General features: G+C 62.4%; 21 protein-coding genes and 1 pseudogene. 9 read left to right on the forward strand and 13 right to left on the reverse strand.

All coding sequences use genetic code 11. The annotated features are described in order from the left end of the window. Positions 1-321 (forward strand): annotated as a pseudogene (locus CQ14_RS45965) (winged helix-turn-helix domain-containing tetratricopeptide repeat protein); the annotation flags it as partial. A 42-nt stretch (positions 322-363) separates the two neighbouring features. Here CQ14_RS45965 and CQ14_RS08760 read toward each other — a convergent pair. Together CQ14_RS08760 and CQ14_RS47565 are read right to left on the reverse strand one after the other, a co-directional pair. Further along, positions 364-1758, reverse strand: a complete 1395-nt coding sequence (locus tag CQ14_RS08760; RefSeq protein WP_082649779.1) for an FAD-dependent oxidoreductase — start codon at positions 1756-1758, stop codon at positions 364-366. 513 nt (positions 1759-2271) lie between these two features. Continuing rightward, entirely contained in the window at positions 2272-2511 is a 240-nt protein-coding gene (locus tag CQ14_RS47565) for a DUF1127 domain-containing protein (RefSeq protein WP_082649780.1), read from the reverse strand. A 149-nt stretch (positions 2512-2660) separates the two neighbouring features. Here CQ14_RS47565 and CQ14_RS08765 point away from each other — a divergent pair, with 149 nt between their 5' ends. Beyond that, on the forward strand, positions 2661-4214 hold the full coding sequence (locus tag CQ14_RS08765; RefSeq protein WP_057857509.1) for a winged helix-turn-helix domain-containing tetratricopeptide repeat protein: 1554 nt from the start codon (positions 2661-2663) through the stop codon (positions 4212-4214). Between the two features lie 298 nt (positions 4215-4512). Here the strand turns inward: CQ14_RS08765 and CQ14_RS08770 are convergent, their stop codons facing one another. Continuing rightward, positions 4513-7857: an adenylate/guanylate cyclase domain-containing protein gene (locus CQ14_RS08770; RefSeq protein WP_057857510.1), complete on the reverse strand. Its 3345-nt coding sequence runs from the start codon at positions 7855-7857 to the stop codon at positions 4513-4515. 338 nt (positions 7858-8195) lie between these two features. On the opposite strand from CQ14_RS08770, the gene CQ14_RS47570 reads away from it, so the two are divergent. Together CQ14_RS47570 and CQ14_RS08775 are read left to right on the forward strand one after the other, a co-directional pair. Then, positions 8196-8327 carry a hypothetical protein gene (locus CQ14_RS47570; RefSeq protein ID WP_283807211.1) on the forward strand — a complete coding sequence of 44 codons (132 nt, stop codon included), beginning with the start codon at positions 8196-8198 and terminating at the stop codon, positions 8325-8327. Positions 8328-8364: 37 nt separating this feature from the next. Next, a complete protein-coding gene (locus CQ14_RS08775) occupies positions 8365-8976 on the forward strand; it encodes a thermonuclease family protein (RefSeq protein ID WP_156434789.1) in 612 nt (203 codons plus the stop codon). A 693-nt stretch (positions 8977-9669) separates the two neighbouring features. Here the strand turns inward: CQ14_RS08775 and CQ14_RS08785 are convergent. Together CQ14_RS08785 and CQ14_RS08790 are read right to left on the reverse strand one after the other, a co-directional pair. Beyond that, positions 9670-10704, reverse strand: a complete 1035-nt coding sequence (locus tag CQ14_RS08785; RefSeq protein ID WP_057857513.1) for a YcjF family protein — start codon at positions 10702-10704, stop codon at positions 9670-9672. Next, entirely contained in the window at positions 10701-12164 is a 1464-nt protein-coding gene (locus CQ14_RS08790) for a YcjX family GTP-binding protein (protein ID WP_057857514.1), read from the reverse strand. The genes CQ14_RS08785 and CQ14_RS08790 overlap by 4 nt, the downstream gene beginning before the upstream one ends. Positions 12165-12468: 304 nt before the next feature. On the opposite strand from CQ14_RS08790, the gene trhA reads away from it, so the two are divergent. The 4 genes from trhA (at position 12469) to CQ14_RS47575 (ending at position 15612) form a co-directional block, all read left to right on the forward strand. Then, positions 12469-13167, forward strand: a complete 699-nt coding sequence (gene trhA / locus CQ14_RS08795; RefSeq protein WP_057857515.1) for a PAQR family membrane homeostasis protein TrhA — start codon at positions 12469-12471, stop codon at positions 13165-13167. A 26-nt stretch (positions 13168-13193) separates the two neighbouring features. Further along, complete coding sequence (locus CQ14_RS08800; protein WP_057857516.1) at positions 13194-13988, forward strand: SDR family oxidoreductase; 795 nt, start codon at positions 13194-13196, stop codon at positions 13986-13988. Positions 13989-14074: 86 nt separating this feature from the next. Then, entirely contained in the window at positions 14075-15493 is a 1419-nt protein-coding gene (locus tag CQ14_RS08805; protein ID WP_057857517.1) for a hypothetical protein, read from the forward strand. Beyond that, positions 15490-15612, forward strand: coding sequence for a hypothetical protein (locus CQ14_RS47575; RefSeq protein ID WP_283807212.1), 123 nt, complete (start codon positions 15490-15492; stop codon positions 15610-15612). Before CQ14_RS08805 ends, CQ14_RS47575 begins: the two co-directional genes overlap by 4 nt. A gap of 75 nt (positions 15613-15687) precedes the next feature. On the opposite strand, the gene CQ14_RS08810 is transcribed toward CQ14_RS47575, so the two are convergent. Continuing rightward, positions 15688-16113, reverse strand: a complete 426-nt coding sequence (locus CQ14_RS08810) for a hypothetical protein (protein ID WP_057857518.1) — start codon at positions 16111-16113, stop codon at positions 15688-15690. Between the two features lie 122 nt (positions 16114-16235). Between CQ14_RS08810 and CQ14_RS08815 the strand changes: the two genes are divergently transcribed. Then, positions 16236-16847, forward strand: coding sequence for a hypothetical protein (locus CQ14_RS08815; protein ID WP_057857519.1), 612 nt, complete (start codon positions 16236-16238; stop codon positions 16845-16847). Between the two features lie 133 nt (positions 16848-16980). On the opposite strand, the gene mdlC is transcribed toward CQ14_RS08815, so the two are convergent. From mdlC to CQ14_RS08855, 7 genes are all read right to left on the reverse strand, one after another. Continuing rightward, positions 16981-18609 carry a benzoylformate decarboxylase gene (gene mdlC, locus CQ14_RS08820; RefSeq protein WP_057857520.1) on the reverse strand — a complete coding sequence of 543 codons (1629 nt, stop codon included), beginning with the start codon at positions 18607-18609 and terminating at the stop codon, positions 16981-16983. A gap of 119 nt (positions 18610-18728) precedes the next feature. Then, positions 18729-19691, reverse strand: coding sequence for a dihydrodipicolinate synthase family protein (locus CQ14_RS08825; RefSeq protein ID WP_057857521.1), 963 nt, complete (start codon positions 19689-19691; stop codon positions 18729-18731). Between the two features lie 858 nt (positions 19692-20549). Then, complete coding sequence (locus CQ14_RS08835; protein WP_057857522.1) at positions 20550-22286, reverse strand: flavin-containing monooxygenase; 1737 nt, start codon at positions 22284-22286, stop codon at positions 20550-20552. A gap of 137 nt (positions 22287-22423) precedes the next feature. Beyond that, the gene (locus CQ14_RS08840) at positions 22424-23314 is read right to left on the reverse strand and encodes an MBL fold metallo-hydrolase (protein ID WP_057857523.1); all 891 of its coding nucleotides are present in this window, start codon (positions 23312-23314) and stop codon (positions 22424-22426) included. A 105-nt stretch (positions 23315-23419) separates the two neighbouring features. After that, positions 23420-24382: an SdiA-regulated/phytase-like domain-containing protein gene (locus CQ14_RS08845; RefSeq protein ID WP_156434790.1), complete on the reverse strand. Its 963-nt coding sequence runs from the start codon at positions 24380-24382 to the stop codon at positions 23420-23422. Positions 24383-24456: 74 nt separating this feature from the next. Then, a complete protein-coding gene (locus CQ14_RS08850) occupies positions 24457-25320 on the reverse strand; it encodes an HTD2 family dehydratase (RefSeq protein ID WP_057857525.1) in 864 nt (287 codons plus the stop codon). After that, a complete protein-coding gene (locus CQ14_RS08855) occupies positions 25317-26444 on the reverse strand; it encodes a CaiB/BaiF CoA transferase family protein (RefSeq protein ID WP_057857526.1) in 1128 nt (375 codons plus the stop codon). Before CQ14_RS08855 ends, CQ14_RS08850 begins: the two co-directional genes overlap by 4 nt. Positions 26445-26448 lie beyond the last annotated feature (4 nt).

Consider the following 26448-nt stretch of genomic DNA (forward strand, 5'->3'; position numbering starts at 1 on the left):
TGCCCACTTGATCCGCCGTTAAGAACGCCAAGCGGGACCGCGCATGCACATTTCTTCCTGGACCGCTATGACGAAGCGGCATCGTGGGCGGCAATGGCATTGCAGGACAACCCGGACTATCAACCTGGATTACGGATCGCCGCCGCAAGCAATGCAATGGCCGGGCGGCCGGAGCAAGCTCATAAGGCAGTGGCTCGGCTGCGGCTGCTGAACCCCACGCTGCGTGTTTCCACTCTCAAAGACGTGTTGGGTCCTTTCAGGCGGGCCGAAGACCTTTTGCGATACCAAGAAGGATTGCGGCAAGCCGGGCTGCCCGAATAACCATCGCAGCCAGGTACCGGCGCCAGTCTCTCCCCGCATCGGTCACGTCTCGGCCATCTTCGCGAGCACCCGCTGCACGAGCGTGGGATCGCGATAGACGCTGCGCGGTTTCAATAGATGTTGGACCTCAATGGTCAGCTTGTGGACGGCCGGATCCTCGGCGGCGAGCCGGGTCAGGGCGATACCGAATTTGAGCGTGGTCTCAAAATCCGCCGGACGTTGCCCCCTTGTATCGGGAAACGCGAAGTCGAGTATGGCCACCGACCATGGCGTCTCGATCAACGTCTGCACCTCGGCGAAGAAAGCAGGTCCCAGCGCAGCGATTGGATTGCTGTCTTCTCCTAGTCTCTCGAGCAGCCTCTGCAGCAGGCACGCCTCCAGCGCAGCCACGCTCATGCCTTGGCCGTAGACGGGATTGAAGCGGCAGATTGCGTCGCCGATCGGCAAAAGCCCGCGGGGCAAGTCGTCAAGTCGCTCGAAATGACGCCGCACACTCTCAGGGAAGCCGTAGCGCGCGACCCCGTCCAGTCGCTTGGCGCGGCTGATCGCGTTGTAGATCGTCGGCGTCCGCAACGTCTTTGCGTAAGTCAGGAAACCCTCCGCGTCGCCAGGCGGCCCGTCACCATGGCGCCCACCAATGGTCGCCATCCAGCGGTTGCCCTCGAGCGGCAACATGAGGCCGCCACGGCTGTTCTGGGGCGCCTGGCCGAAGGTCATAGCGCCTTTCCAGTCAGTCGAGGCGTCCTCCGGGATGGCAAAGACGCATGTGGCATAGCCGAGGTCGATGCCAATTGTGGTCTCTTCCGGCAGTGGTCGGCCGATCGATTGCAGCAGAGCGAGAGTGAGGGCGCCGCGTCCGGAAGCGTCGACAACCAGATCCGCCGCAATCGTTTCGCTCGCGCCGTCGCCGTTCTCGTAGCGCACGCCGGTGACCTTATCTCCATTTGGCGTGGCCAACACTTCCAGCACCCGGCAGCGCTGGTACAGCGTGATATTTCCGCGGCTTTCCACCCGCCGTCGCACGGCGCGCTCGATTGTCGGCCGTGACGCCGCGTAAACGAGCCAGCCGAGATCGCGTTGCGGGAATGGATCGTAGCCCGGGCGTTCAACGCGAACATCGAGACCAGCCCTGAGTGGCACGGCTCCCGCCCGCACGAGATCCTGTTCGAACCCCGGGAACAGCTCGCTGAGGGCGCGCTGGCCGCTGAGCAGCAGCGCATGCACGTGCCGCGCCTGTGGCGTTCCCGCGCGGTGCGCAGGCTCCGAGGGCAGGGTGTCGCGCTCCAGCACAACTACCTGATCGAAGTGGTCGGACAGTGCTCCCGCGGCCGTGAGCCCGGCCATGCCGGCGCCGATCACGACCGCCTGCTTGCCAATCACAGTCGACGCCATCGCCACCTCCCAACTGTGTGCTTCGTCGCCAGGATACAGGCTCATGGCCTGACACCCTATCAAGCTCCAACCACAGTCAAAAGCAATGCTCGCAGGGGACGAGAAACCGTTCAGGCGTATTAATCCTTTTGCCCACCGAGCGGCTATTCTCAAAGCAAGATAACCTGATCGGCTCGACAGAGATTGTGAGCTGGCTAACAGTCTTCGTGCTTTAGCAGTTATCAACAGTACTCATACTTACAGGTGGTTCGCTCCCTGAGCTTTCCGAATCTCGTTCACGATGCGCCGAGTCGTGATCCGACGGCGTTCACCGGTGCCGTTTTCAAGTTCTTGTTGAGCCGTTGAGTAAAGTACTCCGCCGCGTCTTGATCTGGTCTGTTCCTGGCCCGAAGCCGACGGGCGGCAGTGAACTGGCCATGTCCGATTTCGAGTGCAGAGCGGACCGGGAGCAGGAGAGGCCGCGACTCCGAGTTTGACCCATATCGGAAGTCAGCAACTGCGCCACGACGCTTCCGGTCGTGACCATTCCGACCGTCCACCGCTGCCAGATATCGACATTCATTCGCCGGATAGGACGCCTCGGGGATCACAACCTCGATGCGAAGCGAGGTAGTCGATTTCGCTGCGCGTAATACCGATATCCATTAGCTCCCTGTCACTTAGGTCGCACAAGTTGGCCAGTAATCTCTGGCGTTTGCGCCACTCCTGAAATGCGTTCCAATACGTTTCGAACGGACTGTAGACCTGCCGCCTTGCGGTTACAGGTCCCAGCTCAGTGGTCCCGCGGATCGTGCTCATTAGGGTGTCCTGTCTGGACTATTCACTAGGCTGAAGTTGCCGCAAGATGCTTTGGTGCGCTTAACTGGTGGCTTACATTTCCCTTACCGGCGGCTTATTCTTCGTGCGCTAGAGGTGCTACAGAAGCGCCCCCGAGAAGGAATGGCAGCTTGCGCTATCTTTTCGAGGAATACGCATTCGACACCGAACGGCGTGAACTGCATCGGGGGACCGATGCGGTGTCGATCACACCGCAGGTTTTTGACCTGCTTGCTTACCTGATCCGCAACAGGGAGCGGGTTGTCAGCAAGGACGACCTCATCAAAGCCATTTGGAATGGGCGCAGCGTATCTGACGCGGCGCTGACAACCCGCCTGAATGCCGCCCGGGGCGCAATCGGCGATTCCGGCGAGGAACAGCGCTTCATCAAAACACTACCGCGCAAGGGCTTCCGCTTCGTCGGACAGGTGCGGGAGGCGCGAGAAGTTGCGAGCCCAAATCCGGGCGATGCGGCCGAGAGCGTTCCTGCAGTTCCCGACTGGCCCTCCATCGCCGTGCTGCCGTTCGCGAACATGTCTGGCGATCCCGAGCAGGAGTATTTCGCGGACGGGATGGTTGAGGAAATCACAACCGCGCTTTCGCGGTTCAAATGGTTGTTCGTGATCGCTCGCAATTCGAGTTTCACCTTCAAGGGCAAAGCCGTCGACATCAAGGAAGTCGGGCGCAGACTTGGCGTGCGCTATGTCCTTCAGGGGGCGGTGCGCAAGGCGTCCGGAAAAGTTCGTATCACGGGCCAGTTGATTGAAGTGGCTACGGGCGCACACATCTGGGCGGAAAAGTTCGAGCGTGACATGACGGATATTTTCGCGTTGCAGGACGAAGTCACGCTCGCCGTTGTCTCAGCTATTCAGCCAAAGTTGTTTCAAGCAGAAATTGCACTGGCGAAGCGGCGGCGACCGGAAGACCTCACCGCGTATGATCTTTATCTCCGGGCTCTACAGCGAGCCTTCCGATCGACCCGCGAAGGGTTGGCCGAGGCGCTCCGACTAGTCCAGCGCGCCTTGAAGCTTGACCCTGGGTTTGCTGCTGCCGCTGGTCTGGCAGCTGCTTGTCACGCAGAAAATGTGGTCAGGAGCTATGCCGTCGACCCCCAGTTCGAACGCAAGGAAGCCGTCCGGCTTACGCGCGTGGCATTGAAACTCGACGATGATGATCCAGACACGTTAGCAACTGCTGCGTTGATCTCGGCACTTTTGGTCGGCGATTGTGAGACTGAGATCGAGATGTCTGACCGGGCGGTTGCTCTCAACCCAAATTCATATCGTGCATGGAACTGCAGAGGTTGGGTCTACAAGATTGCGGGGCAGCCAGAAGAAGCGATCCGGAGCTTTGAACGTGCCGTGCGAATGAGCCCGTTAGACCCGCAACAATATACAGTCTTAACCGGGATGGGATTTGCCCTTATTGAGCTTCGTCGCTTTGACGAGGCCATCAGGGCCGGGAAGAAAGCCCAGCGTCACAACCCCTCCTATCCAGGACCATACCGCTGCCTCGCATCCGCTTTCGCCCATCTCGGACGGGACGCGGAGGCCCGTGAAGCGGCAGCCGGTATGCTTGAGCTCGACCCCACTTTCACAATATCGGCGTGGATCGCTCGGAGCCAGCTATCAATCAATGCGAAGCTGATGATTGAGGGTTTTCGCAAAGCGGGGTTGCCCGAGTAGCTCTCCAATGTCCACGAGGTGATCGAATAGCGACACTCTTCTGCGGCGCATGAGTCCGGAGTTGGCCCTTCTCGGNACCTGACGTTCGTATGAGGCCAAGTCTGTTGCGAGGGGAAAACCGACATCGCNTCAGGACCGGGCCGAGGTCCGAAAATGACCCAACGCAGACATTATCGGCCCCGCGGATGGCTGCTTTCACCCAGCAGTGCTTCGCACTATCTTCGTCCTTCCCAATACATGCTCGCTCAGGCAGTTCTGCGTGTGACCCATTGGACCGATTGCGGTCCGCACCTGAACATCACCAGGAACTTTCCAGTCTTGCCTTGGCCTTCACGAGATCCTGCGTGTCAAAACCCTCGCCAAAAGATCCATAAACTTCGCGAAGTTGTGAGCGACATCTGTCGGCGTCCGGTCTCAGCTCATGCAAGTCGCACAAACTCAGGCAAACTCTAAGTTCAAACGATTTGGCTTTCTGTTCGCGCGCGACCTCAAGACCTTTGCAAAAATAATGCTCCGCCTGATCCAGGTTTTGGTTCGATCTAAGGTACGCTTCGCCAAGCAGACGATATATTTCGGTCGCGTAGAAGCGTTCGCTGTTCTCTCCATTGAGTCCTGATTCCGCCTGCTTCAAAGCGTCAAGCGCTTGCCCATAACGCTTGTTCTTGATGCAGGCATCCGCCATCAATCCCAAAGAGTACGACTCCAGCAGCAAGGCCCCGGTCGCTCGCTTTTTTTCCAGGCCTTCTTGAATCTCGGCGATACCTTTCTCAAACTCACCCTGGTCGGCACTTGCCCACCCGCGCAAAATCAACGCCATGGCCAGATAGTGCACAAACTCATGCTCCTCGCAGAATGCGATGGCGGCGTTAGCCTCACCGGCAACGACTGCAGCATCGCCGCGAAGCTGGTGCACGCGAAGGCCTACCGTTCGTGCAATGGCCTCACTGAAAGGATATTGCGATGCGTCTGCGTATCGGCGGGCGTCCGCGCAAAGCCGCAACGCCCGATCTGGATAGCCGAGCACCCAAAGTGCCATGCCGTCGTAGGACCTTGCATGAACTCGCGGATCTTGTGCTGAAAGTTCAAGATATTCTGCGGCCTTGGAGTCGTCGCAGAGACTGATACTGCGTTGCAGCTCCGCGTGGGCCGCGGCAAATTTCCCTTGTGCGAACAAGGTAAACCCCAAGGCTTCATGGCCAAGAACATCATAAACCGAGTTGCCGGCGCCCTCAGCGCTCTTCAGCAAATGTTCGGCAAGGACTTGAGCCTCGCCAAGCGAAGCACGAACGAAATTCCAGCTCCACAGGCCAAACGCCGCAGGCAAGATATGTTCGTCAAGCCCGCTCTCCTGGCACAGTTGAATCGCCCGCGTGTACACATGCTTCACACTGTCAGTGCTCCAGCCCGTGATCGCCCGAAGGGAGTTGCCGAGAGAGATTTGGAGCAGCAACTCCGATTTGTTTCGCAGCGTCGGTTCGTCGATGTTGGGAATCTGATTCAGCCCTTGTTTCAGATGACCGATCGCTTCGTTGTGCGCCGAACGGGCCGCAGATTGTTTGCCGGCTTCGTACCAATAGTGCAGGGCCCTTTCGTAGTTTTTCGCTTGAGTGTAGTGGTAGGCAATTATCTCAGGCTGAGTTTGCACGACTTCAGGAAATTTCTGCTCGAGCCCCCTCGCGATAGCGGCGTGTAGATGCACGCGCCGGCTCTTTAGCAGCCCGGCATACGCCGCATCCCGCACCAACGCGTGCTTGAACGTGTATACCGAGTTTGGAATTTCTCCCCGGCAGAACACCAGTTCCGAGCGCACCAATTGGTCGAACGCCTCGTCCAATTTCTGCTTCGGCAGCCCGGCGACGGCACTCACAAGCTCGTAATGAAATTCGCGGCCCGCGACGGCGCTGATCTGGGCCACATCCCGCACCGGTGACAGCCGGTCAAGGCGAGCCATCAGCGAAGCCTGCAAGGTGGTCGGGATCGCGAACGAAGGTAGAGGACCGTCAAGAACGTATTCGTGGTCACGCTCTCGCAACAACCCGCCTTCGATCACCATCTTCGTCAGTTCCTCAATGAAGAGAGGCACCCCGTCGGTGTGCGCGAGAATGTGCTTCATTACCTCCTCGGGAAGCGTCTTGCCTCCGGTTACCCGCAGGACCAGCGCCGCGCCGTCGCGTCGGTCAAGGCGGGTGAGCGGGATTGTCGTGGTGTGCGGATAACTCGGCCATGGGGGAGTGAATTCTGGCCTGGCCGTGATCAGCATCAGTGCCCGAAGCTGCGGCACTTGCTCCACAGCGGCTGCAAGGAGCTCGAGCGAGGTTGGGTCAATCCAGTGTACATCTTCGAATATGAGAAACACCGGCTGCTGGGCCGCTAACCCATCGAGCTGGGCCAGCAATGCCGCGAAGGTTTTCTCTTTGCGCTTTTGCGGAGTGATGTCCCGCATTCGGTGATGATCATCGACCCGTAGCGCCAGCAAGTCGGCCAGAACCGCCAGGTGTTCGGAATTGTGTGTGGATTGCGCCAGTAGCGCGCCGAGCTTGGACAGCCTCTCCTGCGGTGAATCGCCGCGCTCGAACCCGGAAACACGTTCGAGCTGGGTGATGAATGGGAACAATGCGCTGTGGGTATGATGCTCAGAACAAAAATAGCGCAAGGTAATGTGTGATTCACCCTGGATCCGCTCATTAAGCGCCAACGCGATGTGTGACTTGCCAATACCCGGCTCTCCTGTAAGGGTCACCGCTCGCCCCCCTTCCAGTGTGACCTGTCGCCAGCGACGTAACAGTAGCTCTATTTCCTCCTCGCGCCCGAACAGGGGCGGCAGCTTGGCAGCGTGCATCGCCTCGAAGCGGCTCTCCACGCCGCTCGTTCCCAGCACCTGATAGACTTGGAACGGCTTCGTCCAGCCTTTCAGCACGACGGGGCCGAGGTCGCTGTAATAAAACTTTCCCTCGGTGAGCCGGCGCGTGCTCGCGCAGATCAGCACGGTCCCTGGCTCCGCCATCGCTTGCAGGCGCGCGGCAAGGTTTGGCGTCTCGCCGACGACCTCTTGCTCCGCCAGTATTTTCTCAATCAGAAGCTCGGCGATGACCACAGTGCCTGTCGCAATGCCGATGCGGATCTGCAGCGTCTCGGCGACGTTACGGATACCCGCTACGGCATCAATGAGTGCGAGCGCGGCGCGCACAGCCAGTTCAGCATCATCCTCATGTGCTTGGGGGAAGCCGAAATAGACCAACGCACCCTCGCTCATATAGCGGGCAATCTGCCCGTTATAGCGACCTATGACTTCCGCGATGCAGCTGTGATACGCGCCAATCAGCGCGTGCATGTCCTCCGGATCCAACCGCGCCGCGGCTGTGGAACGAACCAAATCGCAAAACATCACTGTGAGGTGGCGTCGCTCGCCTTCATCCGGTCGCTTCGGCTCGGTCGCTGCTTCCGCCGGTTTAGGTCTGCCTGCGTCCTCAAGCTGCGCTATCGCGCGCAGCAGCTTGCGGCGATGACCTAAAAGGACGCCCAGCTCCTTGAGGTCTTGCTCCGTCAGGTCGCGGAGGACGGAGAGGTCAATGCCGTTTTCGCCGAAGCGCTGGGCGTACTCCGACAGGCCGATTGACTTGAGCCACTCGGTGACGCCTTTCATGGCGCTCCCCGCTCAGTTCTCGGTCCCCGGAGAGTTTGATACTACACAAGGTATCACAAACGGAGAAAAAGTGAATGCGCGGCCAAGACAGGTTTGAATAAGCAGGCCGGCGGCAACCTGTACTCGACCATTTCATGGTTTTGAAACGTGTGGACGCTGCGGAAGGCATAGCGCACGGACAGAGTGGCTAACTCTTCTCTGCGGTTTCCGGGCCAAGGCGGATTCTCGCTACTCGGCTACCCCATTGATTTCAACCCGACCAACCTATGCACCACCGTGGCAAGTGGGCTCCTCGCTGCGACTGCACGAATAACCAGTCGAAAGTGCGACTTCCGCTAATGGCCGAAAGCGGCGGCTCCGAATTGTCCGCTCTCGCGTCAGACGTGCACGGTGTGCTCGATGTGCTGTTTGTCGTGGCGGTCGGGGTAATGGTGATGCATTCTGCAGCCGTGGCGACGATGAACGAATGAATGGCGGCAGAAGACAAGAAGGCTCGGGTCTGGTTTGGTGCCGGTCACCGTCTTGTCTTTTCTATTGGATGGTGACGTGGATATTTACACGATCATCTTCGCGGCGCTTGCGGTCTTTATGTGCCTGCGCCTGCTCCGTGTCCTCGGACTGCGAACCGGGAGCGAACGGCGGCCTTCGGGCGGCGGCTTCCTCAATCGCCTCTCCATGATCGCAATCGTTTTGGTCGCGGTGTTTTACGTCGCTCGCGAGGTCCAGCGGCATTTGGCGAACCCCGATGCCGTGACCCCCAAGACAACCATCAGCGGTCCCGCCCGTGTGGTCGACGGGGACACCGTCGTCGTCGCGGGGACGAGAGTGCGCCTGAAAGGCGTCGATGCCGCCGAATTGGGGACACCGCGCGGCGAGAACGCCCGGCGCGTGATGGCCACGCTCGTCTCCGGGACGGTGACCTGTCGCTTGACCGGCGAAAAGACCGATGGCCGCGAGGTCGGCTATTGCACCACAGCCGACGGCTCCGACATCAATCGAGCGATCATCGCCCAAGGTGCCGCTCTGGCGTGTCCGCGCTACGACACCAGTTACGCGCCTTTCGAGCAGAAGGCCGCGTTGGCGGCGCAACCACGGTCGTCCTATTGCGTGAAGCGCTAGGCGAAATCGGATATGTCAGCCCGCGCTTCGTAGGGTTGGAAGAAGCGCAAGCGTGCCCAGCATCGCGAGGCGTGCGCTGTGATAGATGGTGGGCACGGCGCTATGCGCCTTTGCCCACCTACAGAAGGAGTTCATGCCTCGTCGTCGCGCTTGCTCAGCAGATCTACCCTGGGGAACAGCCAAACTGGTAACCGATTGCATCATCGACGTCGCCGACCGCAGCACCGACATCGCCCACGCGCAAACACCTTGCAGCGCAGCTACGGAACAGCATTACACCGGAGAAATTCGCGGAACGAAACGGCTCGTCAGTCTTTCTCTGACCATTGGGAGGTGCCCATGACTTCTCGGGCCATAGAAGGCGCATGTGCGTTCGCCTGGCGGAACTACTTGCTCCGACACAGCAGCATCAGCGAGAACGATAGCAGGCGTTCCGCCCTCTATCGCTACGTCACCAATCTTCGTGACATCGGCCAGTATGATTTCGGTCTCTTGCAAGTCGCGGCAGTCGCGTACTTGAAAAAACTGGACGAGTTGCATGACGACCGAGGTGCGAGGCTCGCGGCAGATCAAGCTTTGACCGAGTGTATAGAGTCAGGACGTGCGCAAGCCGACACTTAATTCGTGCATCACCAGCCAACGGCGCTCAACCGCTGGCGCGAGACCAGCACCACGCTCCCAGCGAATCGAACCTCACGTCGTCTCTTCGTCGCGCTTGCTGAGCAAATCCTTGGCGAGATCGGAGAGCGCGGGGCGCGGCAGCGCGGTGAACGGCAGCGGGCGCGTCACGTCGATCGCTGCTAGCCCCAGCCTTGCCGTGAGCAGGCCGTTGAGCACGCCTTCGCCGAGCCGCTGCGAGAGCTTGGCGGCGATGCCGTGGCCGAGCACCTGCTGCACCAGGCTGTCGCCGACCGCCATGCCGCCGGTGATGGCGAGATGGCCGATGACGTGGCGCAACAGGCTGATCATGCCGAGCGTGCCCGGACGGCCGCCATAGAGCCGCGCCAGTTGCCGGATCAAGCGCATCGCGGCGACGAACACGAACAGCACGTCGATCAGGGCGCGAGGGCTCACGGCAGTGACGACCGAGACGCGTTGCGCGGCAGTCGAAACCAGCCGCCGCGCTTCCTCATCCAGCGGCGCCATCAATTCGCGCTCGGCCAGCTTGATCATGTCGGCGCCGTCGATGATGTCGTCGGCATGGCTGACAAGCGTGGCGCGGGCGCGCGCCAGTTGCGGGTTCTGATGCGCGAGCTTGAGCAGGTCGTTGACAACGGCGCGGCTCTCGGCGCGGTCGTCGCTGCGCAGCACCTCCGTGGCGCGGAGATGCAATTTTTCGATCGCCGCCAGCCGCGCCAGTCCGAACGCTTCGCGGCCGATGACGACGGCCAGCGCCAGCCCTGCGGCCACTGCAAATGCCAGCGCGACGTAACCAAGCGTCTGGCTGCGCGCGAACAGATCCTCGATCAGGTTGACGACGCCGAGCCCGGTGCCGAGCAGCACCAGGCCGCCGACCGCCGACCAGAACAGCGCGCCCCAGCGAAAGCCGCGGCGCACCGGGACACGGGGCGCATCGATCGGCACGGGCAGCAGCGCGGGATCCGCCTCGGGCGTGATCTGCACCGTGCCGCGGGCAGGGCGGCCGGTTTCGTCCGGATCGATCACGACGACGCCGGGATCGCCGAGCTTGAACGTCGCCGGCCGCCGATGGGGCGTCTTCTCGCTCATTGCAGTCGGTCTCCGATCAGGAACTGAAGGGCGCGGTCGAGGCGGATGTGAGGCAGCGCGGGCTCTTCCTTGGCGTTGCGTTCCAGCAGCGGCGGCCGGAAGCGCAGGAAGCGGAAATCGGCGTTGTCGTGCGGCATGCTGGAGAGGCCGCGAAAGCCGCCGTTGAACAGCTGTTCGGGATCGGCGGGCAGGTCGCCCGGAAAGGTCGCCACTTCGGTCTCGCCGTCGAACGTATCGCCATTGGCGGTCTCACCAGGCGCGGGCGTGCCGAGGATCGACGGCAGCTTCTCCCGGCCGCGCGCGACCGTCGCCTCGCGCGTGGCGCGCACCGCGGCGAGCGCGACGACGTCGATGGCAGCTCCTGCGTATTCGGCGCGGTCGGCGGCCTTGGCGACGGCGCGCCGCAAGACGGCTTCCAATCGGTCGTGGCTGGAGTGGTGCAGGTGATCGGCCTTGGTGGCGGCAAACAGGATGCGATCGATCCGCGGACGAAACAGGCTGCTCAGGATCGTGCTGCGGCCGATGCGGAAGCAATCGAGAATGCCGGCCAGCGCCGCTTCGAGATCGTGCAGCGCTTCGGGGCCGGCGTTGAAGGCGGCGAGCGCATCGACCAGCACGATCTGGCGGTCGAGCCGGGCAAAATGATCGCGGAAGAACGGGCGCACCACGACGTCCTTGTAGGCCTCATAGCGCCGCCGCATCATCGCCCACAGCGAGCCGTCGGGCGCGGTGCCGTCGATGGCCACATCGAGCGGCGCAAACGTCAGCGCCGGCGAGCCGGCGAGGTTGCCTGGCATCAGGAAACGTCCGGGCGGAAGCAGGCTCATCGCAAAGCGTTCGTCGCGGCAGGCGCGCAAATAATCGGTGAACAGTTTTGCCGCGGCGAGCGTCGCCTGTTCGTCCTCGCGGCCCTGCGCGTCAAGTGTCTTCAGGTGCTCATGCCAGGGCGCGGCGAGTTTTGCGCGCGGGCCCTCGCGCGACAGCGCGAGGCTCTCGGCCGACCATTGCTCAAAGCTCCTGTTGAGCAGCGGCAGGTCGAGCAGCCATTCGCCGGGATAATCGACGATGTCGATGGTCAGCGTGCGGTCTGCGCCGTTCTGCCGCTGGTAGTCGATGACCAGGCGCAATTCGGAGATGTCGACAGTCGAGTTTGGCCAGCGCCGCTCCTCGATCAGGGTGCGGACGTGGCTCTCATAGGCGAAGCGCGGCACCGCGTCGTCCGGCTGTGGCTCCAGCCGGGCCTGGGCGATCCGGCCCGTGGCATAGGGCTCGAACACCGGAAACCTGCCGCCGCGGGTCAGGCCATGGATCAGCGCCGTGATGAACACGGTCTTGCCGGCGCGCGACAGGCCGGTGACGCCGAGTCGCACGGTGGGATTGAAAAAGCTGTCGCCGTAGTCCAGCAGCGCCCGCGCCGACAGGCGCGCTTCCTCGACGATATCTGAAAAACTGGGAGGCATGCGGGTGGGGGGCTCGGTGCAAAGACTCTGGTGGGCGATGCTCAGGAAGGTGGCGATTGCAGAGGTAAAATCAAGCTCTTGTGATCGCCGGACGACTGGATCCCTCAGGATAGCGGTCGTCCGCGGCAGCACGAAAATGCCACGGCGATGGGGTACGTGGTGTTCTGCCGGAACTTGTTGTCGGGCGCGCGTTGGTGTGCCCCGTCGACGGATGATGGCGGCGTTCGGGCCTGTGGCTTGAACGGTTTGTTGACCTCGGAAGACCTATATCCTGTCGCACCCTCACCAGCTTCTGCGGGCTTGCATGACCATTTTCAGACTGAAGCAACTTGCCTCGACATCGATCCATGCGGCGGCCGACGCCATGCACTGGAATTACGACCGCGCCGAGCTGATCGCCGATGGCGTCGTGCATATCGTCGGCATCTCGCTCGGGCTTGTCGCCGCCACCGCCTTGATCGTCTTGACCGCGGTGTATGCCAGCGCGTTCGAGATTGCGGTGGTATCGGTTTACGTCGCGGGCCTGCTGGCGATGCTGACGTTGTCGGCGGTATATAATCTCTGGCCGGTGTCGCGCGCCAAATGGGTGCTGCGCCGTTTCGATCATTCGGCGATCTATCTCTTGATCGCCGCCACCTATACGCCGTTCATCGTGCAGCTCCGGGAGAGCTATCTGGCGATCGCGCTGCTCGTCGGGGTGTGGTGCGTCGCCATCGCCGGTATCGTGCTGAAGCTGTCGGTGCCGGGGCGGTACGATCGTCTGGCGGTCGGGCTCTATCTCGCGCTCGGCTGGAGTGGCGTTACGCTATACGACGCCGTGGTGAAGGCGGTGCCGCCGCTGGCGCTGGGCTTCGTGGTGGCGGGCGGCGTGCTCTATACACTTGGCGTGATCTTCCATGCGTGGCAGCGGCTGCGCTTCCAGAATGCGATCTGGCATGGCTTCGTCTTGCTCGGCGCCGCCTGCCATTATACGGCTATTCTCGATATGATGATCCTGACATAGGATCATAATAAACGGGGAGAGCGCTCATGCAGGTGGCCGGCAAAGTCGTGGTTGTCACCGGCGGCGGCAATGGCATCGGCAAGGCGTTGTGCGAGGCCTTCCACCGCGAAGGCGCGGCCAAGGTGGTGGTCGTCGATATCGATCCTGCCGCCGCGCGGGCCGTCGCCACGCCGATCGGCGGGGCCGCCTTCAAATGCGATGTCGGGAAGGAAAAGGACATCCTTCACGTCATCGAGGAGACCGAGCATCAATTCGGCCCGATTGCGTTGTTCTGCTCCAATGCCGGCATCGGCGGCGGCTTCGATCCACTGTCGGTCAATGCCGGCGGAACCTCCGACGAACCCTGGTCACGAAGCTGGGCTGTCCATGTCATGGCCCATGTCTATGCTGCGCGGCATCTGATCCCGCGAATGAAGGCCCGCGGCGGCGGCTATTTCCTCAACACGATCTCGGCGGCGGGATTGCTGTCGCAGGTCGGCAGCCCGGCCTATTCGACCACCAAGCACGCGGCCGTGGGTTTTGCCGAAAACCTCGCGATCTCGCACAAGGCAGACAACATCAAGGTTTCGATCCTGTGCCCGCAGGGCGTCGACACCAACATGCTGCGCTCGATCCCGAAAGGCCCGCAATCCGGCGATGGCGATCTCTCGCCGGAGCAGGTAGCGCAGGACGTGCTGAAGGGGCTGGAAGCGGAAAGCTTCGTGATCCTGCCGCACCCGCAGGTGCTCGGCTACATGCGCAAGAAGACCGAGAATTACGACCGCTGGATCGCGGGCATGGCGAAGATCCAGGCGAAGATGCGGGAGAGTTACGGGAAGTAAGCTGAGGTCATCTCTCACCACGTCATTGCGCGTGAAGCGAAGCAATCCATACTTGATGCGTACAATTGGTTCTTGGGGGTTCGATTATGGACAGCCACGAAACCGACTACCTCGTGATCGGCGCAGGCGCCGCGGCGATGGCTTTTGCCGACGAGGTGCTGACGAACAGCGATGCTCGGATCATCATGGTCGACCGGCGCGACAAGCCGGGGGGCCATTGGAACGACGCCTATCCCTTCGTCCGCCTTCACCAGCCCTCCAGGTTTTATGGCGTCAGTTCGCGGGAGTTGAGCCATCCCGGGCTGGATGTCGCGGGCCTGAACGAGGGCCTGTATTCGCTGGCGAGCGGCGCGGAGGTGCTGGCCTATTTCGACCAGGTCATGCAGCAGCGCCTGCTTCCTTCGGGGCGCGTGCAGTTTTTTCCGATGTGCAACGTCACGGCGGACGACACGTTTGAGTCCCTGCTCACCGGCCGGCGGCATCGTGTCGCCGTTCGCAAGCGCGTGGTCGACAGCGCCTATTTGACATTCGACATTCCCTCGACGCGCGAGCCGAGATTTTCGGTCGCTCCCGGCGTGAAATGCATTCCGCCAAACCTGCTTCCAGGCATGGCGGCGCGATCGGAGAATTTTGTCGTGGTGGGTCCCGGAAAGACCGGGATCGATGCCTGTCTCTGGTTGCTGGGTCACGGGGTCGACCCGGCGCGGATCCACTGGGTGATGCCGCGCGACGCCTGGTTCATCAACCGCGCCAATATCCAGCCGGGCGATGAGTTCCTGCTCGCTCTCGTCGCAAGCCTCACCCGGCAGTTCGAAGCGCTGAGCGCCGCGGCCGACATTGCCGATCTCTTCGAACGGCTGGAGGCAAGTGGTGAATTGCTGCGCCTCGACCCGCAGGTCACGCCGACCATCTACCGCTGCGCCACGATCACTGAAGCTGAACTGGTTCAACTGAGACGGATCGGCAATGTCGTGCGGAAGGGCTATCTGAAGGCCGTCTATCCCGATCGTCTCGTCCTCGATCATGGCGAGGTGGCGCTGATGCCGAATTCGCTGATCGTCGATTGCTCGGCCAGCGGCATTTCGCGAAAGCCGCCGGTTCCGATATGGGACGGCAGCCGTATCAACATTCAGATGACACGAACCTGCCAACCGACTTTCAGCGCAGGCTTGATCGGCTTCATCGAAACGGCTTTCGCCGACGATGCGCAGAAGAACGCCTTGTGCACACCGGTGCCGAACCCGGTTCTCGATACGGACTGGCTGCGCATGCTGGCCGTCTCGACCAGGAATCGCATGGGCTGGCGCGCCCAGGCGAACATCGAGGAGTGGCTGGCGCGGTCGCGCCTGAACAGCCTGTTCGCCACGATGGCGCGGGTCAGGCCGGAAGAGACGGAAAAGCTGGCGGCACTGAAGCGCTTCCACGATGCCAGCGCCGAGGGCCTGGCGAAGCTTCCCCAGTTGCTGGCTGGCCTGAGCCGGAACGTCACGCAGGAATTGACATGAACGCGATCGACTGCGTCATGATCCGGAACGCCGATCCTGCCGGGCATCGGGCACTGGGTCAGCAGGAGGCGCCCGAGGCGATCAATGCCGCCCTGCAACGATTCATCGACGGGCTTTGAGGCGTCGCCGCTTGCACACCGGACTGGAGCGCAGGAGAAGGGCGGTCCTTCGGCCGCCCTTCCCATTTGGCTACCTTATTGGCACCTGTGCATCAGGCCGTCTTCCAGGCGGACCAGGGTGCCGGGCTGGCAGATGATGCCATTGCGTGCCGCGTAGTCCTGGCTCCATACGCCGGGGCCGCCGTAATAGCCGGGACCGCCATATGCGCCCGGGCCGCCGTAATAGGCGTAGGGGCCGCCGCCGGCATAATACGCAGCGGTCGCTCCGGCGGCGACAGCACCGGCTGCGACAGCACCGGCGCCCATCGCCGTCGCGCGGCCAACCCGCCGCGCCGACCGGCGGGTGGTGATGGCCGGGGTCGACGGGTCAACCATCTGCGCCTGCGCGCGTTCGATGGACAGCGAAACGCCCCTTTGTTCACTCCAGCCAAATGAGAGCATGGTCGCGCATGCGAAGACGGAGACCGCGAGGGCTGCTTTTCCGAGAATTGCCTGTTGCATGACATTCACTCCACGGTTGCCCCATAATGAACTCTCGTGCGAACGTAGAAGGCGGTCAAGTAACGTTCCGCGGATGGAACTTGCAGGGCGAATTGGCGGGCGTTTGAATCAAATGAGGCGTCATGAGCTGGCGTGCCTGGCTATTCGGAAAAGCTGCACCGGCGCCGGATGCTCCGCACGCGCTGCTCGCCGATATCGAGAAGCAGGGCAGGCAATATCTCGACGATGCCGACAACGGAAAGTGGGTCTATCCGGCGTGCAAGCGGAAGCCCTCGGATGCCGGCGCCGACAAGCAGACGGTCTGCGATCATACGCGGCTGGAGGCCGTTCGCTATCTCCTGATGGTGCCACGAGGTGAATTCAAGCTGCTCGCGGAGGCGGATTCGCAAAGTGCGATACTGGATGCCTATCTTCGCCAGCGGCCGCATGAAGACACCGTGATCGAATTCTCCGGCAATACCATGAATGACCTCGCGATATCAGTGATCGCCGGGTTCAACTGGCTCAATCATTGCGCCAGCCTCGCCGGCGCCGACCGGCGGCAGTTTTCCGGCATGCTCAATCACTTTCGCAAGGTCGCGACATCGGCGCAGAAGTGGTGGGAAATGGATGGCGCAAAGGAACGCCATGCGCAAATGCTGCTGGCGGGGCAGGAGCCGCCGCTGTTTCTGAATCTGGTCTGGGCAGACTATGGCCGGCTTGCGGGGGAAGTCGCTGCGGTGCGTCGCGCATAGCTCTGCCGCAATGAGACGGCCACACATCTCTCCCCGTCATTGCGAGAAGCGAAGCGACGAAGCAATCCATGGTGCGGCAAGTGGAGGCATGGATGCTTCGCTTCGCTCGCAATGACGGGGAGAGAGGCTTGGCTTAGCTCTTCTGCGCGTAGAGCAGTGGCACCGCCGAATCCACCAGCACCTCGATCAAACTGACGCCGTCATAGGCGAGCCCGCTCTTCAGCGCGCCGGCGAGTTCGGACGATTTCGTCACGCGTACGGCGTGGCAGCCCATGCCTTCGGCGAGCTTGACGAAATCGATGCCCGGCAATTCGAGGCCCGGCACATTACGCACCTGCATTACCTGGCTGAACGAGCGCATCGCGCCGTAGCCGGCATTGTTGATCACGACGACCGTCAGCGGCAGATTGCGGCGCGCGGCGGTCCACAGCGCCTGGATCGAATACATCGCCGAGCCGTCGCCGATCAGGCAGACGGTGCGCACGCCCGGCCGCCCCAGCGCCATGCCGACCGCGGCGGGCAGGCTGTAGCCGAGGCCACCGCTTGCCATGGTGTAAAAACTGTCCTGGCCGCGCATCAGCATGAACTTTTGCATCGCCGGGCGATGCGAGGGGGCTTCCTCCACCAGCACTGCATTGTCGGGCATGGCCTGCGAGAGCGAATGCAGCAGGAATTCGACGGGGAGCGGATCGGCGGCCACTGGCGCCGGTGGCAGCACGCGGGCGGGCGGCATCGCACGCTTCGTCTCGGGCAGCAAATCGAGCAGCATCGAAAGGGCCGGCTTCATGGTGGCGATGATGCTGGCGCCCGATGGCGTGACGGCGGCGGCATCCGGATCGTCGGTGATCTGGTAGATCGTGGTGGCGCCGTCGAAGATCGCGGCGTGGCCCTCGACATGGAAGGTGAAGACCGGCGCGCCGATCACGACCACGAGGTCATGGCCGCGCAGCGTGTCCGATAGCTGCCCGGGCGAAGCGTGCAGGAAGCCGGCGAATTGCGGATGGCGTTCCGGGAACGAGCAGCGCGCCGAGAACGGGCTCACCCACACCGCTGCCTTTGTCTTCCCGGCCACCTTCACCATGAGGTCGACGGCTTCGGCGCGGTCGACGGCGGGGCCGACGACGAGAGCGGGGCGTTTGCTGGCGATGAGTGCATCGGCCAGCGCCTTCATCGCGTCGGCGTCGGGCCCGAGTTCGCGGCTGACATGGCGGGCCTCGACCGGCTGCGCCGGGTGGGTCCAGTCGTCGATCGGGATCGAAACGAAGGTCGGCCCGCAGGGCGGCTGCATCGCCACATAATAGGCCCGCGCGATCGCGGCCGGCACGTCTTCCGCGCGCGCCGGCTCGACGCTGTATTTGACGTAAGGCCGCGGGAATTCGGAGGCGCGCTCGGCATAGAGAAAGGCCTGCAGCGGCAGGATTGAGCGCGCCTGCTGGCCGGCGGTGATGACGAGCGGCGTCTGGTTGCGATGGGCGGTGTAGATATTGCCGAGCGCATTGCCGACGCCGGCACCGGAATGCAGATTGACGAAGCCGGCGTTGCGGGTCGCCTGCGCATAACCATCGGCCATGCCGACGCAGGAGGCTTCCTGCAGGCCGAGCACGTAATCGATGTCGTCGGGCCAGTCGCTGAGGAACGGCAATTCAGTGGAGCCGGGATTGCCGAACACGCGCTTGATGCCGAACGCGCGCAGCAGGCCGAAGGTGGCGTCCTTGACGGTGACAGTCTCGCTCTTTGTTGCGGCGGGCTTTCGGGACGACATCGGGCGGCTCCCAGGAATGGTTTGTTGGCGTTCCGTCATTGCAAGGAAGAGGCGACGAAGCCGTCCACCTGTCGATGGATTGGTTCGCGAAGTCAAGCCGCGTGCCTGGTCGCGGGCCGCTATGCCGCGTTGCGTCCCAGCGTCGCCGGGGTGCCGAGCAGCCCTGCTTCGATCAGCGCGTCACGGATCCGCGCAATTTCCGCGTCCGATATCTTGACCAGCGGCGGGCGCACCACCGCGCGCGGCAGCTTGCCAAGCAGCACCAGCGCTTCCTTCATGCGGTTGTGCATGTCGACAAAGGGATCGGCGTAAAACACGCGCGCCGTCGGATAGATCCGGTCGTTCAGCCGGCGGGCTTCCGCGAGATCGTTGGCTTTCACGGCGCGATAGAGCCGGGCTTGAAGGTCGGCGATGACACTGCCGCTGCCTGAAAGCAGGCCATTGCAGCCGAGCACCAGCGAACTCAAGAGCCAAGCGCTGTTGGTGGACAGCACGTTGATGGGGCGTGCACGTCCCTGCAATGCGCGAATCTGACTTTCGTGCTGCGCTACCTGTGGCGTCCAGTCCTTGATGGCGCGGATGGTCGGTACCTCGTCGAACAATCGCTCCAGCGTCGCCGCCGGATAGCCCTGGCCGGTGGCCAATGGATACTGAAACACGATCAGCGGCAGATCGGTCGCATCGCTGATGGTCCTGAAATGCGCGAGCGCCATCTCGGCCGACTGGCCGAGGGTGAAGGGCGCCGGCGGGAATACCAGCAGCGCCGAAGCGCCGCCGGCCTCGGCCTGCCGAGCGATCCGCGCCGCCTCCAGGCTGCCGTCCGCCCACACGCCATGAATGATCGGCAGTCTGTCGCCGACTTCCTCGCTCGCGATCTCCATGACGCGGCGTTGTTCGTCGCGCGTGCACGAAGCGACCTCGGTGGAGTGAGCATTGATCGTGATGGCAGATAGTCCCTGCACCGCCGTGACATCGCGCAAGTGAGCCCGAAAATTCGGCTCGTCGATCGAGAAATCCTCGTGGAACGGCAGCAGCACGGCCGGGATCACGCCTTGAGGCACGAAGTCAGGATGGCGGCTCATGTCTCGTCTCCTTCAGCGTTGTTCTCGTTGCGGCGTTGATGGGGCGAACGGTTCGCTCAGGATTGTGGCACGCGGCTAGAAGCAGGACGGCGCGCCGGAGTAGCGTCACCTCCGTTGGATGCGGCACCAGACTTGCACGAGCTTTAGGGCAGGTCTAGCCCGCCGAGCTGAGCGGATCCACGGATCGGAGCCGCGGGCGACAACGGCTATGACCGAGAGCCGTTTTATTTCTTCAGCACCTGCNACTTTCCGCAGCACGGCGAGCAGGTCAGCGCGCAGCTTTGTGGACGGGGTGGNCGCGAGCCATGGTGGATAAATGCAGGTCGATCCACGTACCGGCCTCGACCCGCTCGGCCCGTAAATTCGACTGGATGGCGCCTCGGATGGACACGTCGTATGCCACCACCTCCCACGCGCCCTCCTTCAGCATTTCGACCTGAATCGGTGCGAGAGGGCCGGCGAAAGCTGGAGACCGCGACTCGCTCTCCCAGAACGCCTTGAGTCCCCTATATTTCGGTGCTGGCTCCAGCCAGCCGCTGACGATCAGCACCGGCTCCTGCCGGATCACCTTGAAGTAGTTGGGCTTGGCACTCGACGCCGCATCAGGAAGGAACGATGGGTCGGAGACTTTTACGAGGACCCTGCTTTGCGGCACGGTAAACGTGAACGGAACTTCGGACCGAGCCACGCTGCTCAAAGCAGTGAGTACAACGATACAAAAGGTGCACAACAGCGTAAATCTGTGCCTGGCGCGAGACCGCATGACTTTCCCCCTGTCAAAATCACTCGAAATCATGGTTTGCGCTAGGATCAAAGCATACCCGGTCGATGGCGGGTCATGTCTCGTCATCTCCTGGTTCAAACCACTGGTACCCGCTTCGCGGCCACGGCGGCCGGTGAAATCACCTCGATATCAAGCGGCACCTGCCAACGTTCGGTGAGGCGCACCTGCGGCGGCGCGTTGCTGGAGCGCGCGCCCTTCAGCACAAAGCCGTCATAGGCATTGTTCATCACCTCATTGCACTTCTGCACATAGATCGGAAAGCCGCCGATATAGGGCATGAATACGCGGGGCCGTCCGGGAATGTTGGTGCCGACATACCAGGAGCTGCAGGTCGAACGCAGCGAGACCGTCGAGACGTCGTTGACATGCGCCACCCAGGCGTCCTCGTCTGCCTGAACGGGCTCGATGCTGCGGGCGCCGACATCGCGCATGTGACTGAGGCAATCGGCCAGCCAGTCGACATGCTGCTCGATCGCCTGGATCATGCTTGCGAGCACCGACGGGCTGCCGGGACCGGTGATCATGAAGAGATTCGGAAATCCCTCCGAAGCAAGGCCGAGATAGGCGCGGGGGCCGGCGCGCCATTTCTCGGCGAGCGTGCGGCCTCCGCGGCCGGTGATCCCGATCTTGTCGAATGAGCCGGTCATGGCGGCAAAGCCGGTGGCGGAAACGATCGCGTCGAACTGATATTCGGTACCATCAACCACGATGCCGTCTTTGGTGAAACGCTCGATCGGCATATTGGACACATCAACCAGCTTCACATGCGGCAGGTTGTAGGTCTCGAAGTAGTTGGTATCGACGCAGAGTCGCTTGCAGCCGAACACGTTCTGCGGGCACAGCAGCTCGGCGGTCGCGGGATCCCTGACGATGCCGCGGATCTTCTGCCGCGCGAATTCGGCGACGGTGTCGTTGGCCGATTTTTCGAACAGCAGATCGCCATAGGCACCGAGAAAGGGAAGCCCGCCGCGCTGCCACGCCGTTTCATATTGTTGTCGTCGCTCCTCCGCAGTTGCCTGCAGGGCCGGCTCGGTATTGAACGGGAAATAGAAGCCGGTGGGGCGTGCGCGGGCCTTCGCGCGCAGTTCCGGATAATGCGCCTTGGCTTCCTTCAGATATTCCGCCGACAGCGCCTCGTTCCACGCCGGCACGGACCAGGTCGCGGTGCGCTGGAACACGGTGAGTTGCGATGCCTGTTGCGCAATAATCGGGATCGACTGGATCGCGGACGAGCCGGTGCCGATGACGCCGACGCGCAAGTCCGTGAAGTCGACGCCCTCGTGCGGCCATTCGCCGGTGTGATAGATCGGCCCGCGGAAGTCGTTCATGCCCTCGAAGGCCGGGCGGTTCGGCGCCGACAGGCAGCCAACCGCCATGATGCAGAATTTCGCCGTAACCCTGTCGCCACGATCGGTCTCGATCAGCCAGCTATCGGTATCCTCGTTGAAGGTTGCTGCGGTGACGCGGGTGTCGAAAACTATCTGGCTGCGCAGGTCGAAGCGGTCGGCGACATGGTTGGCGTAAGCGAGGATTTCCGGCTGCGGCGAATACTTCTCAGACCAGTTCCACTCCTGATCCAGCTCTTCCGAGAACGAGAAGGAATACTGCAGGCTCTCGACGTCGCAGCGGGCGCCGGGATAGCGATTCCAGTACCACGTCCCGCCCACGCCGCCGCCAGCTTCGTAAACCAGTGCAGTGAATCCAAGCCCCCGCAACCGATGCAGCATGTAGAGGCCAGCAAAGCCGGCGCCGACCACGACCGCGTCAAAAACCCCCGTTTCGGAAGGACGCACTGCACCCTGCTGAGCCATGCCAGTCGGTTCCCTCTGCATTTTTCTTGGTCGCGTTTCCGCTTGCAAGATTAGGGCGGCTGTACGGAGGTCGGCAAGCGAGACTGTCGCCACGTCACGAATGGCACCTATGCTGAGCGAGTGTTCAGTACCCGGGCTTATCCCTGTCCGTGTCCAAACACCGGCTCGTAGCCCCTGCTATTCGCGCGGATATGCGCGCGGCAGGGCCCGCGAAAATGCGCCGGCACCACGAGCCGGCCGCTGTCAGCAGCCTCCGCAAGGATCTTCTTTCGTGTCACGGCCGCCAGCTTCTGATCGACGCAGGTCGACGTCGACAGGCCCGGCTGAAAAACCTGCAGCGGGTGGTGCACGGCATCCCCACAGAAGATCGCGCGATCCCGGGCATAGTTCACGACGAGCCCCATCTGGCCGCTGGGTTGGCCCGGCAGCGGCGCAAGCTGCAGACCTGGACCGAGCTCATGGCCGTCGTCGACCAGATCGGCCTTGCCTGCCTCGACGATCGGAATGACGCTCTGCTCGAGGGCCCGGGCATGAATCGGCAACGCGCGACCGGCATCGTGTTGCGTCATCCAGTCAGCAAGCTCGCGGCGACCGAACAGATAGCGCGCGTTGGGAAAGGTCGGCTGCCAGCGGCCATTGTCTTGCCGCGTATTCCAGCCGACGTGATCGACATGCAGGTGGGTGCAGAACACCAGGTCGACTTCGGCCGGATCGACGCCGGCTTGCCCTAGCCGGTCGAGAAAACCACTCGCGCGCCGCTGGTGCCAGGCCGGGATTTCGGGAATGTCCTTGTGATCGCCGATGCAACTGTCGATCAGCAGGGTCTTTCCGCCGGTTCGAAGCACAAAGCTCTGGATGGCGAACCTGGCCAGATCTCTGGCGCGATCGACAAACTCAGGCTCCAGTGTGCCGCGGTGCGTCTCAAGCAATTCCGGATCGGCTCCCGGCAGGAACTCCGACAATGGAAGGACAAAATCGTCGTCATCGACGATAATGTCGACGGTCGCGTCACCGATCGCAAAACGCATGAAAGCTCCTCCAAGGCCGTGCTCGCGGGCATCGCGACTATGGTAGTCAAGCGCGTCATGGCTAGGTAGGGCGATTCCCAGCGCCAGGGAAAAAAGAGTGGCAGGTCACAGGTTCTCGCCGCGCCTGCGGAGGTGTGCAACCGCCGGCTCCAGCAAGACGAGATTTCGACGTGGTTTTCGCGTGTCGAGCCCGACGATCGGATGACCCTCTGCGGTGAATGCGAGGCCTTCCGGCTTGCCGTCCATTTCGCCTAGTCGCCACGCATTGAGGAGCGCAGCGGTACCTCCGCCTGCTCGAAGATCATCCAGCCGCGCAATTGTGCAGGACTGGTCGCTGAGCAGATAGAGATGGCCATCCGGACCTATCTCGAGATCACTGAAATCGGCGCAGTTTTTGGCCATCGCCTTGTCGGGATACCAGACTGCGAGAGCAACGAACCGGTGATGACCCTTCTTAGTCCGCCATGGCTCACCATCCCGCAGTGCGCCGCCCTGGACAAGGCCGCGCGACCGCGAATTTGGTGGGCCGAACTCAATGAGGGCCGCCGGTTCCTTCTCCTTTGCGACGAGCAAATGACCTCCGCGTAGGAGGGCCATTCCTTCGCCCCGCGACCCTTTCGGGCGGGACCAAGCCCGTGCAATTTCGTCGCGCCCTTCGATGGCGAGGTCGATCGACGCCACCACCTTAGGTGCCTTGGGGTCGATAAGTTCGACACGCGGAGGCGTCTCCTGGAGTAGGAGAATGCGTCCGAGGCCATCTGAGCAGACAGCCTCGATTTGGGAGTCGCGCTTGGGAAGCAGTGATCCGGGAAGCTTCGAAATGTTGTTCGTCTGCCAGCGGATTTCGGTGTCGTCGGTGCGCGAAAGAGAAAACCACGCGACCTTCGCTGCGTGGTCGCCGACCGTTATCAGGGACATTCGACCGTTTCGGCCGCGACCCAAACAAATACCGGAGACCTCGCGGAGCGGCACGTCCACCACGCGGCGCACTTGCAGCCGGTTCTTCGAATTAACTGCTCTCGCCATGGATACGACATGGGTCGGTCGGTGTTGCACGATCCAGGCCATGTGGACGCAAAGTTAGCGTTGATCTGGGTCAAGCTACTCGTGGCGAATTTGTCAGTGCACGCCCCGGCGGAGTTTTACCAGCTCGCCGTGCCCTTCATTGTCGGCTGCCCCTCGGCGTTGGCGATCCACAATTCCATGCCGGCGTGGGTCTCGTTGGCGTTGATCGAGAACTCGCTGCCTTCGAACAGCGGCTGCACGCCGCGATAGCTGAACTTCTTCGGCGCCGAATCGCCGTGCAGTTTTGCCGCGAACTCGACGATCAGCGCCGCCTGCAGCGGGCCGTGGAAGATCAAGCCCGGATAGCCCTCGACCTTGGTGACGTAATCGCGATCGTAATGGATGCGGTGGCCGTTGAAGGTCAGCGCCGAGTAGCGAAACAGCAGCACGGGATCGCTGACATGGCTTTCGCGATGCTTGGCGACCGGCGGTGGCGGAGCGGCTTTTGCCGGTGAAGCCGGCGCTGCGCCGCCGATGTCACGATAGACGATGTCCTGACGTTCGCGGATCGCGACGCCGCGCGGCGTCGTGACCGTATGCTCGACGGAGACGAAGCACAGCGTGCCGGTCGAGCCGGTCTTCACCGTCACATCAGCGATCCGCGAGCTTCGCGTCGATTCATCGCCGACGCGCAAGGGCTCAATGAACTCGATTTCGCCGCCGGCCCACATCCGGCGCGGCAGCGGCACCGGCGGCAGGAAGCCGCCGCGGGTCGGATGCCCATCAGGGCCGAGCATCGACATCGGAAACACCGGCTGCGCCAGGCACCAATGCGTGGTCCACGGCGCGGCATCGCCCGTCTTGGGCTCGCCGATGTCCTGAAACAGCGTTGCGCGCAGCCCTTTCACGAGCTGCGCGGTGACGATGTCTGACGCTTCCGTGCTGCGGCCGATCCATTGGCGCAGATGGTCGAGGTCGAGTTTTGTAGCCGCTTCGGTCATGACTTCAGGCTTTTGATACGGGCTGCGGGAAGTTCGACGTGTTCGCCGATGGCGGGTACGGGCCCATAGTGCCGCTCCTCGCCGACGAAGATCGCGGCCGGCGCGGCATAGCTCACCTTGCCGTTGGGCGTATCGACCTCGACGCGGCGCAGATGCGGATGCACCGCAAGGTCGGCCATGGTGTTCACTTCGGCGAAGGCAATGTCGGCCTCGTCGAGGCGCTTCAACAGTTCGACGCGATTCATCGAAGCAAAGGCGTCGGCCACGGTCTTGTCGGTGAGCTGGCGGTTGCGCACGCGCTCGACCATGTTGGCAAAACGCGGATCGTTCGGCAGGTCGGGCTGATCCAGCACCTCGGCGCAGAGCTTCTTCCATTCGCGCTCGCTTTGGATCGAGATCAGGATGCCCTTGCCGTCCTTTGAATTGAACACGCCGTAGGGTGCGATCGAGGGATGGGCCAGCGCCATCCGCTTCGGCGGATTGCCGGCTTCGGAATTGATCAGCGGCACCGCCATCCAGTCGGCCATCACGTCGAACATCGAGATCCTGATATCGGCGCCCTTGCCGGTGCGCCCGCGCGCGATCAGCGCCTCGAGGATCGCGGCATGCGCGGTGGCGCCGGTCGCGATATCGACGACGGAGATGCCGACGCGCGACGGGCCTTCGGGGCCGCCGGTGATCGAGGCAAGGCCGCTCTCGGCCTGGATCAGGAGATCGTAGGCTTTGCGGTCGGCATAGGGGCCGCTGTCGCCATAGCCCGAAATGGTGCAGCAGATCAGCGCCGGGTAGTCTTTCTTCAGCCGCTCCAGCGAGAAGCCGAGCTTGTCCATCGAGCCCGGCTTGAGGTTCTGCAGCAGCACGTCGGCGCTCGCGATCAGCTCCTCGAGTGCGGCGCGGCCCTCCTTGGTCGCGAGGTCGATCACCTGCGAATTCTTGCCGCGGTTGAGCCAGACGAAATAGCTGCTCTGGCCCTTCGCCGCCGCATCATAGCCGCGGGCGAAATCGCCCTCGGGGCGCTCGACCTTGACGACATGCGCGCCGGCGTCCGCCAGCCGCGAGCTGCAGAACGGTGCGGCAACGGCCTGTTCGACGGAGACGACGATCAATCCTTCCAATGGCAGCATCTGA

This window comes from Bradyrhizobium lablabi (assembly GCF_001440475.1).
Classification (GTDB): domain Bacteria; phylum Pseudomonadota; class Alphaproteobacteria; order Rhizobiales; family Xanthobacteraceae; genus Bradyrhizobium; species Bradyrhizobium lablabi.

What these genes read in the sequence shown, in the direction of transcription:
- CQ14_RS08770 (WP_057857510.1), bottom strand. Translation starts at nt 7,857, where the DNA reads ATGAAAGGCGTCACCGAGTGGCTCAAGTCAATCGGCCTGTCGGAGTAC.
- CQ14_RS08845 (WP_156434790.1), bottom strand. Translation starts at nt 24,382, where the DNA reads ATGGCCTGGATCGTGCAACACCGACCGACCCATGTCGTATCCATGGCG.
- CQ14_RS08790 (WP_057857514.1), bottom strand. Translation starts at nt 12,164, where the DNA reads ATGCCTCCCAGTTTTTCAGATATCGTCGAGGAAGCGCGCCTGTCGGCG.
- mdlC (WP_057857520.1), bottom strand. Translation starts at nt 18,609, where the DNA reads ATGTCGTCCCGAAAGCCCGCCGCAACAAAGAGCGAGACTGTCACCGTC.
- CQ14_RS08850 (WP_057857525.1), bottom strand. Translation starts at nt 25,320, where the DNA reads ATGACCGAAGCGGCTACAAAACTCGACCTCGACCATCTGCGCCAATGG.
- CQ14_RS08855 (WP_057857526.1), bottom strand. Translation starts at nt 26,444, where the DNA reads ATGCTGCCATTGGAAGGATTGATCGTCGTCTCCGTCGAACAGGCCGTT.
- trhA (WP_057857515.1), top strand. Translation starts at nt 12,469, where the DNA reads ATGACCATTTTCAGACTGAAGCAACTTGCCTCGACATCGATCCATGCG.
- CQ14_RS08785 (WP_057857513.1), bottom strand. Translation starts at nt 10,704, where the DNA reads ATGAGCGAGAAGACGCCCCATCGGCGGCCGGCGACGTTCAAGCTCGGC.
- CQ14_RS08810 (WP_057857518.1), bottom strand. Translation starts at nt 16,113, where the DNA reads ATGCAACAGGCAATTCTCGGAAAAGCAGCCCTCGCGGTCTCCGTCTTC.
- CQ14_RS47570 (WP_283807211.1), top strand. Translation starts at nt 8,196, where the DNA reads ATGGCCGAAAGCGGCGGCTCCGAATTGTCCGCTCTCGCGTCAGACGTG.
- CQ14_RS08805 (WP_057857517.1), top strand. Translation starts at nt 14,075, where the DNA reads ATGGACAGCCACGAAACCGACTACCTCGTGATCGGCGCAGGCGCCGCG.
- CQ14_RS47575 (WP_283807212.1), top strand. Translation starts at nt 15,490, where the DNA reads ATGAACGCGATCGACTGCGTCATGATCCGGAACGCCGATCCTGCCGGG.
- CQ14_RS08835 (WP_057857522.1), bottom strand. Translation starts at nt 22,286, where the DNA reads ATGGCTCAGCAGGGTGCAGTGCGTCCTTCCGAAACGGGGGTTTTTGAC.
- CQ14_RS08800 (WP_057857516.1), top strand. Translation starts at nt 13,194, where the DNA reads ATGCAGGTGGCCGGCAAAGTCGTGGTTGTCACCGGCGGCGGCAATGGC.
- CQ14_RS08760 (WP_082649779.1), bottom strand. Translation starts at nt 1,758, where the DNA reads ATGAGCCTGTATCCTGGCGACGAAGCACACAGTTGGGAGGTGGCGATG.
- CQ14_RS08825 (WP_057857521.1), bottom strand. Translation starts at nt 19,691, where the DNA reads ATGAGCCGCCATCCTGACTTCGTGCCTCAAGGCGTGATCCCGGCCGTG.
- CQ14_RS08815 (WP_057857519.1), top strand. Translation starts at nt 16,236, where the DNA reads ATGAGCTGGCGTGCCTGGCTATTCGGAAAAGCTGCACCGGCGCCGGAT.
- CQ14_RS47565 (WP_082649780.1), bottom strand. Translation starts at nt 2,511, where the DNA reads ATGAGCACGATCCGCGGGACCACTGAGCTGGGACCTGTAACCGCAAGG.
- CQ14_RS08840 (WP_057857523.1), bottom strand. Translation starts at nt 23,314, where the DNA reads ATGCGTTTTGCGATCGGTGACGCGACCGTCGACATTATCGTCGATGAC.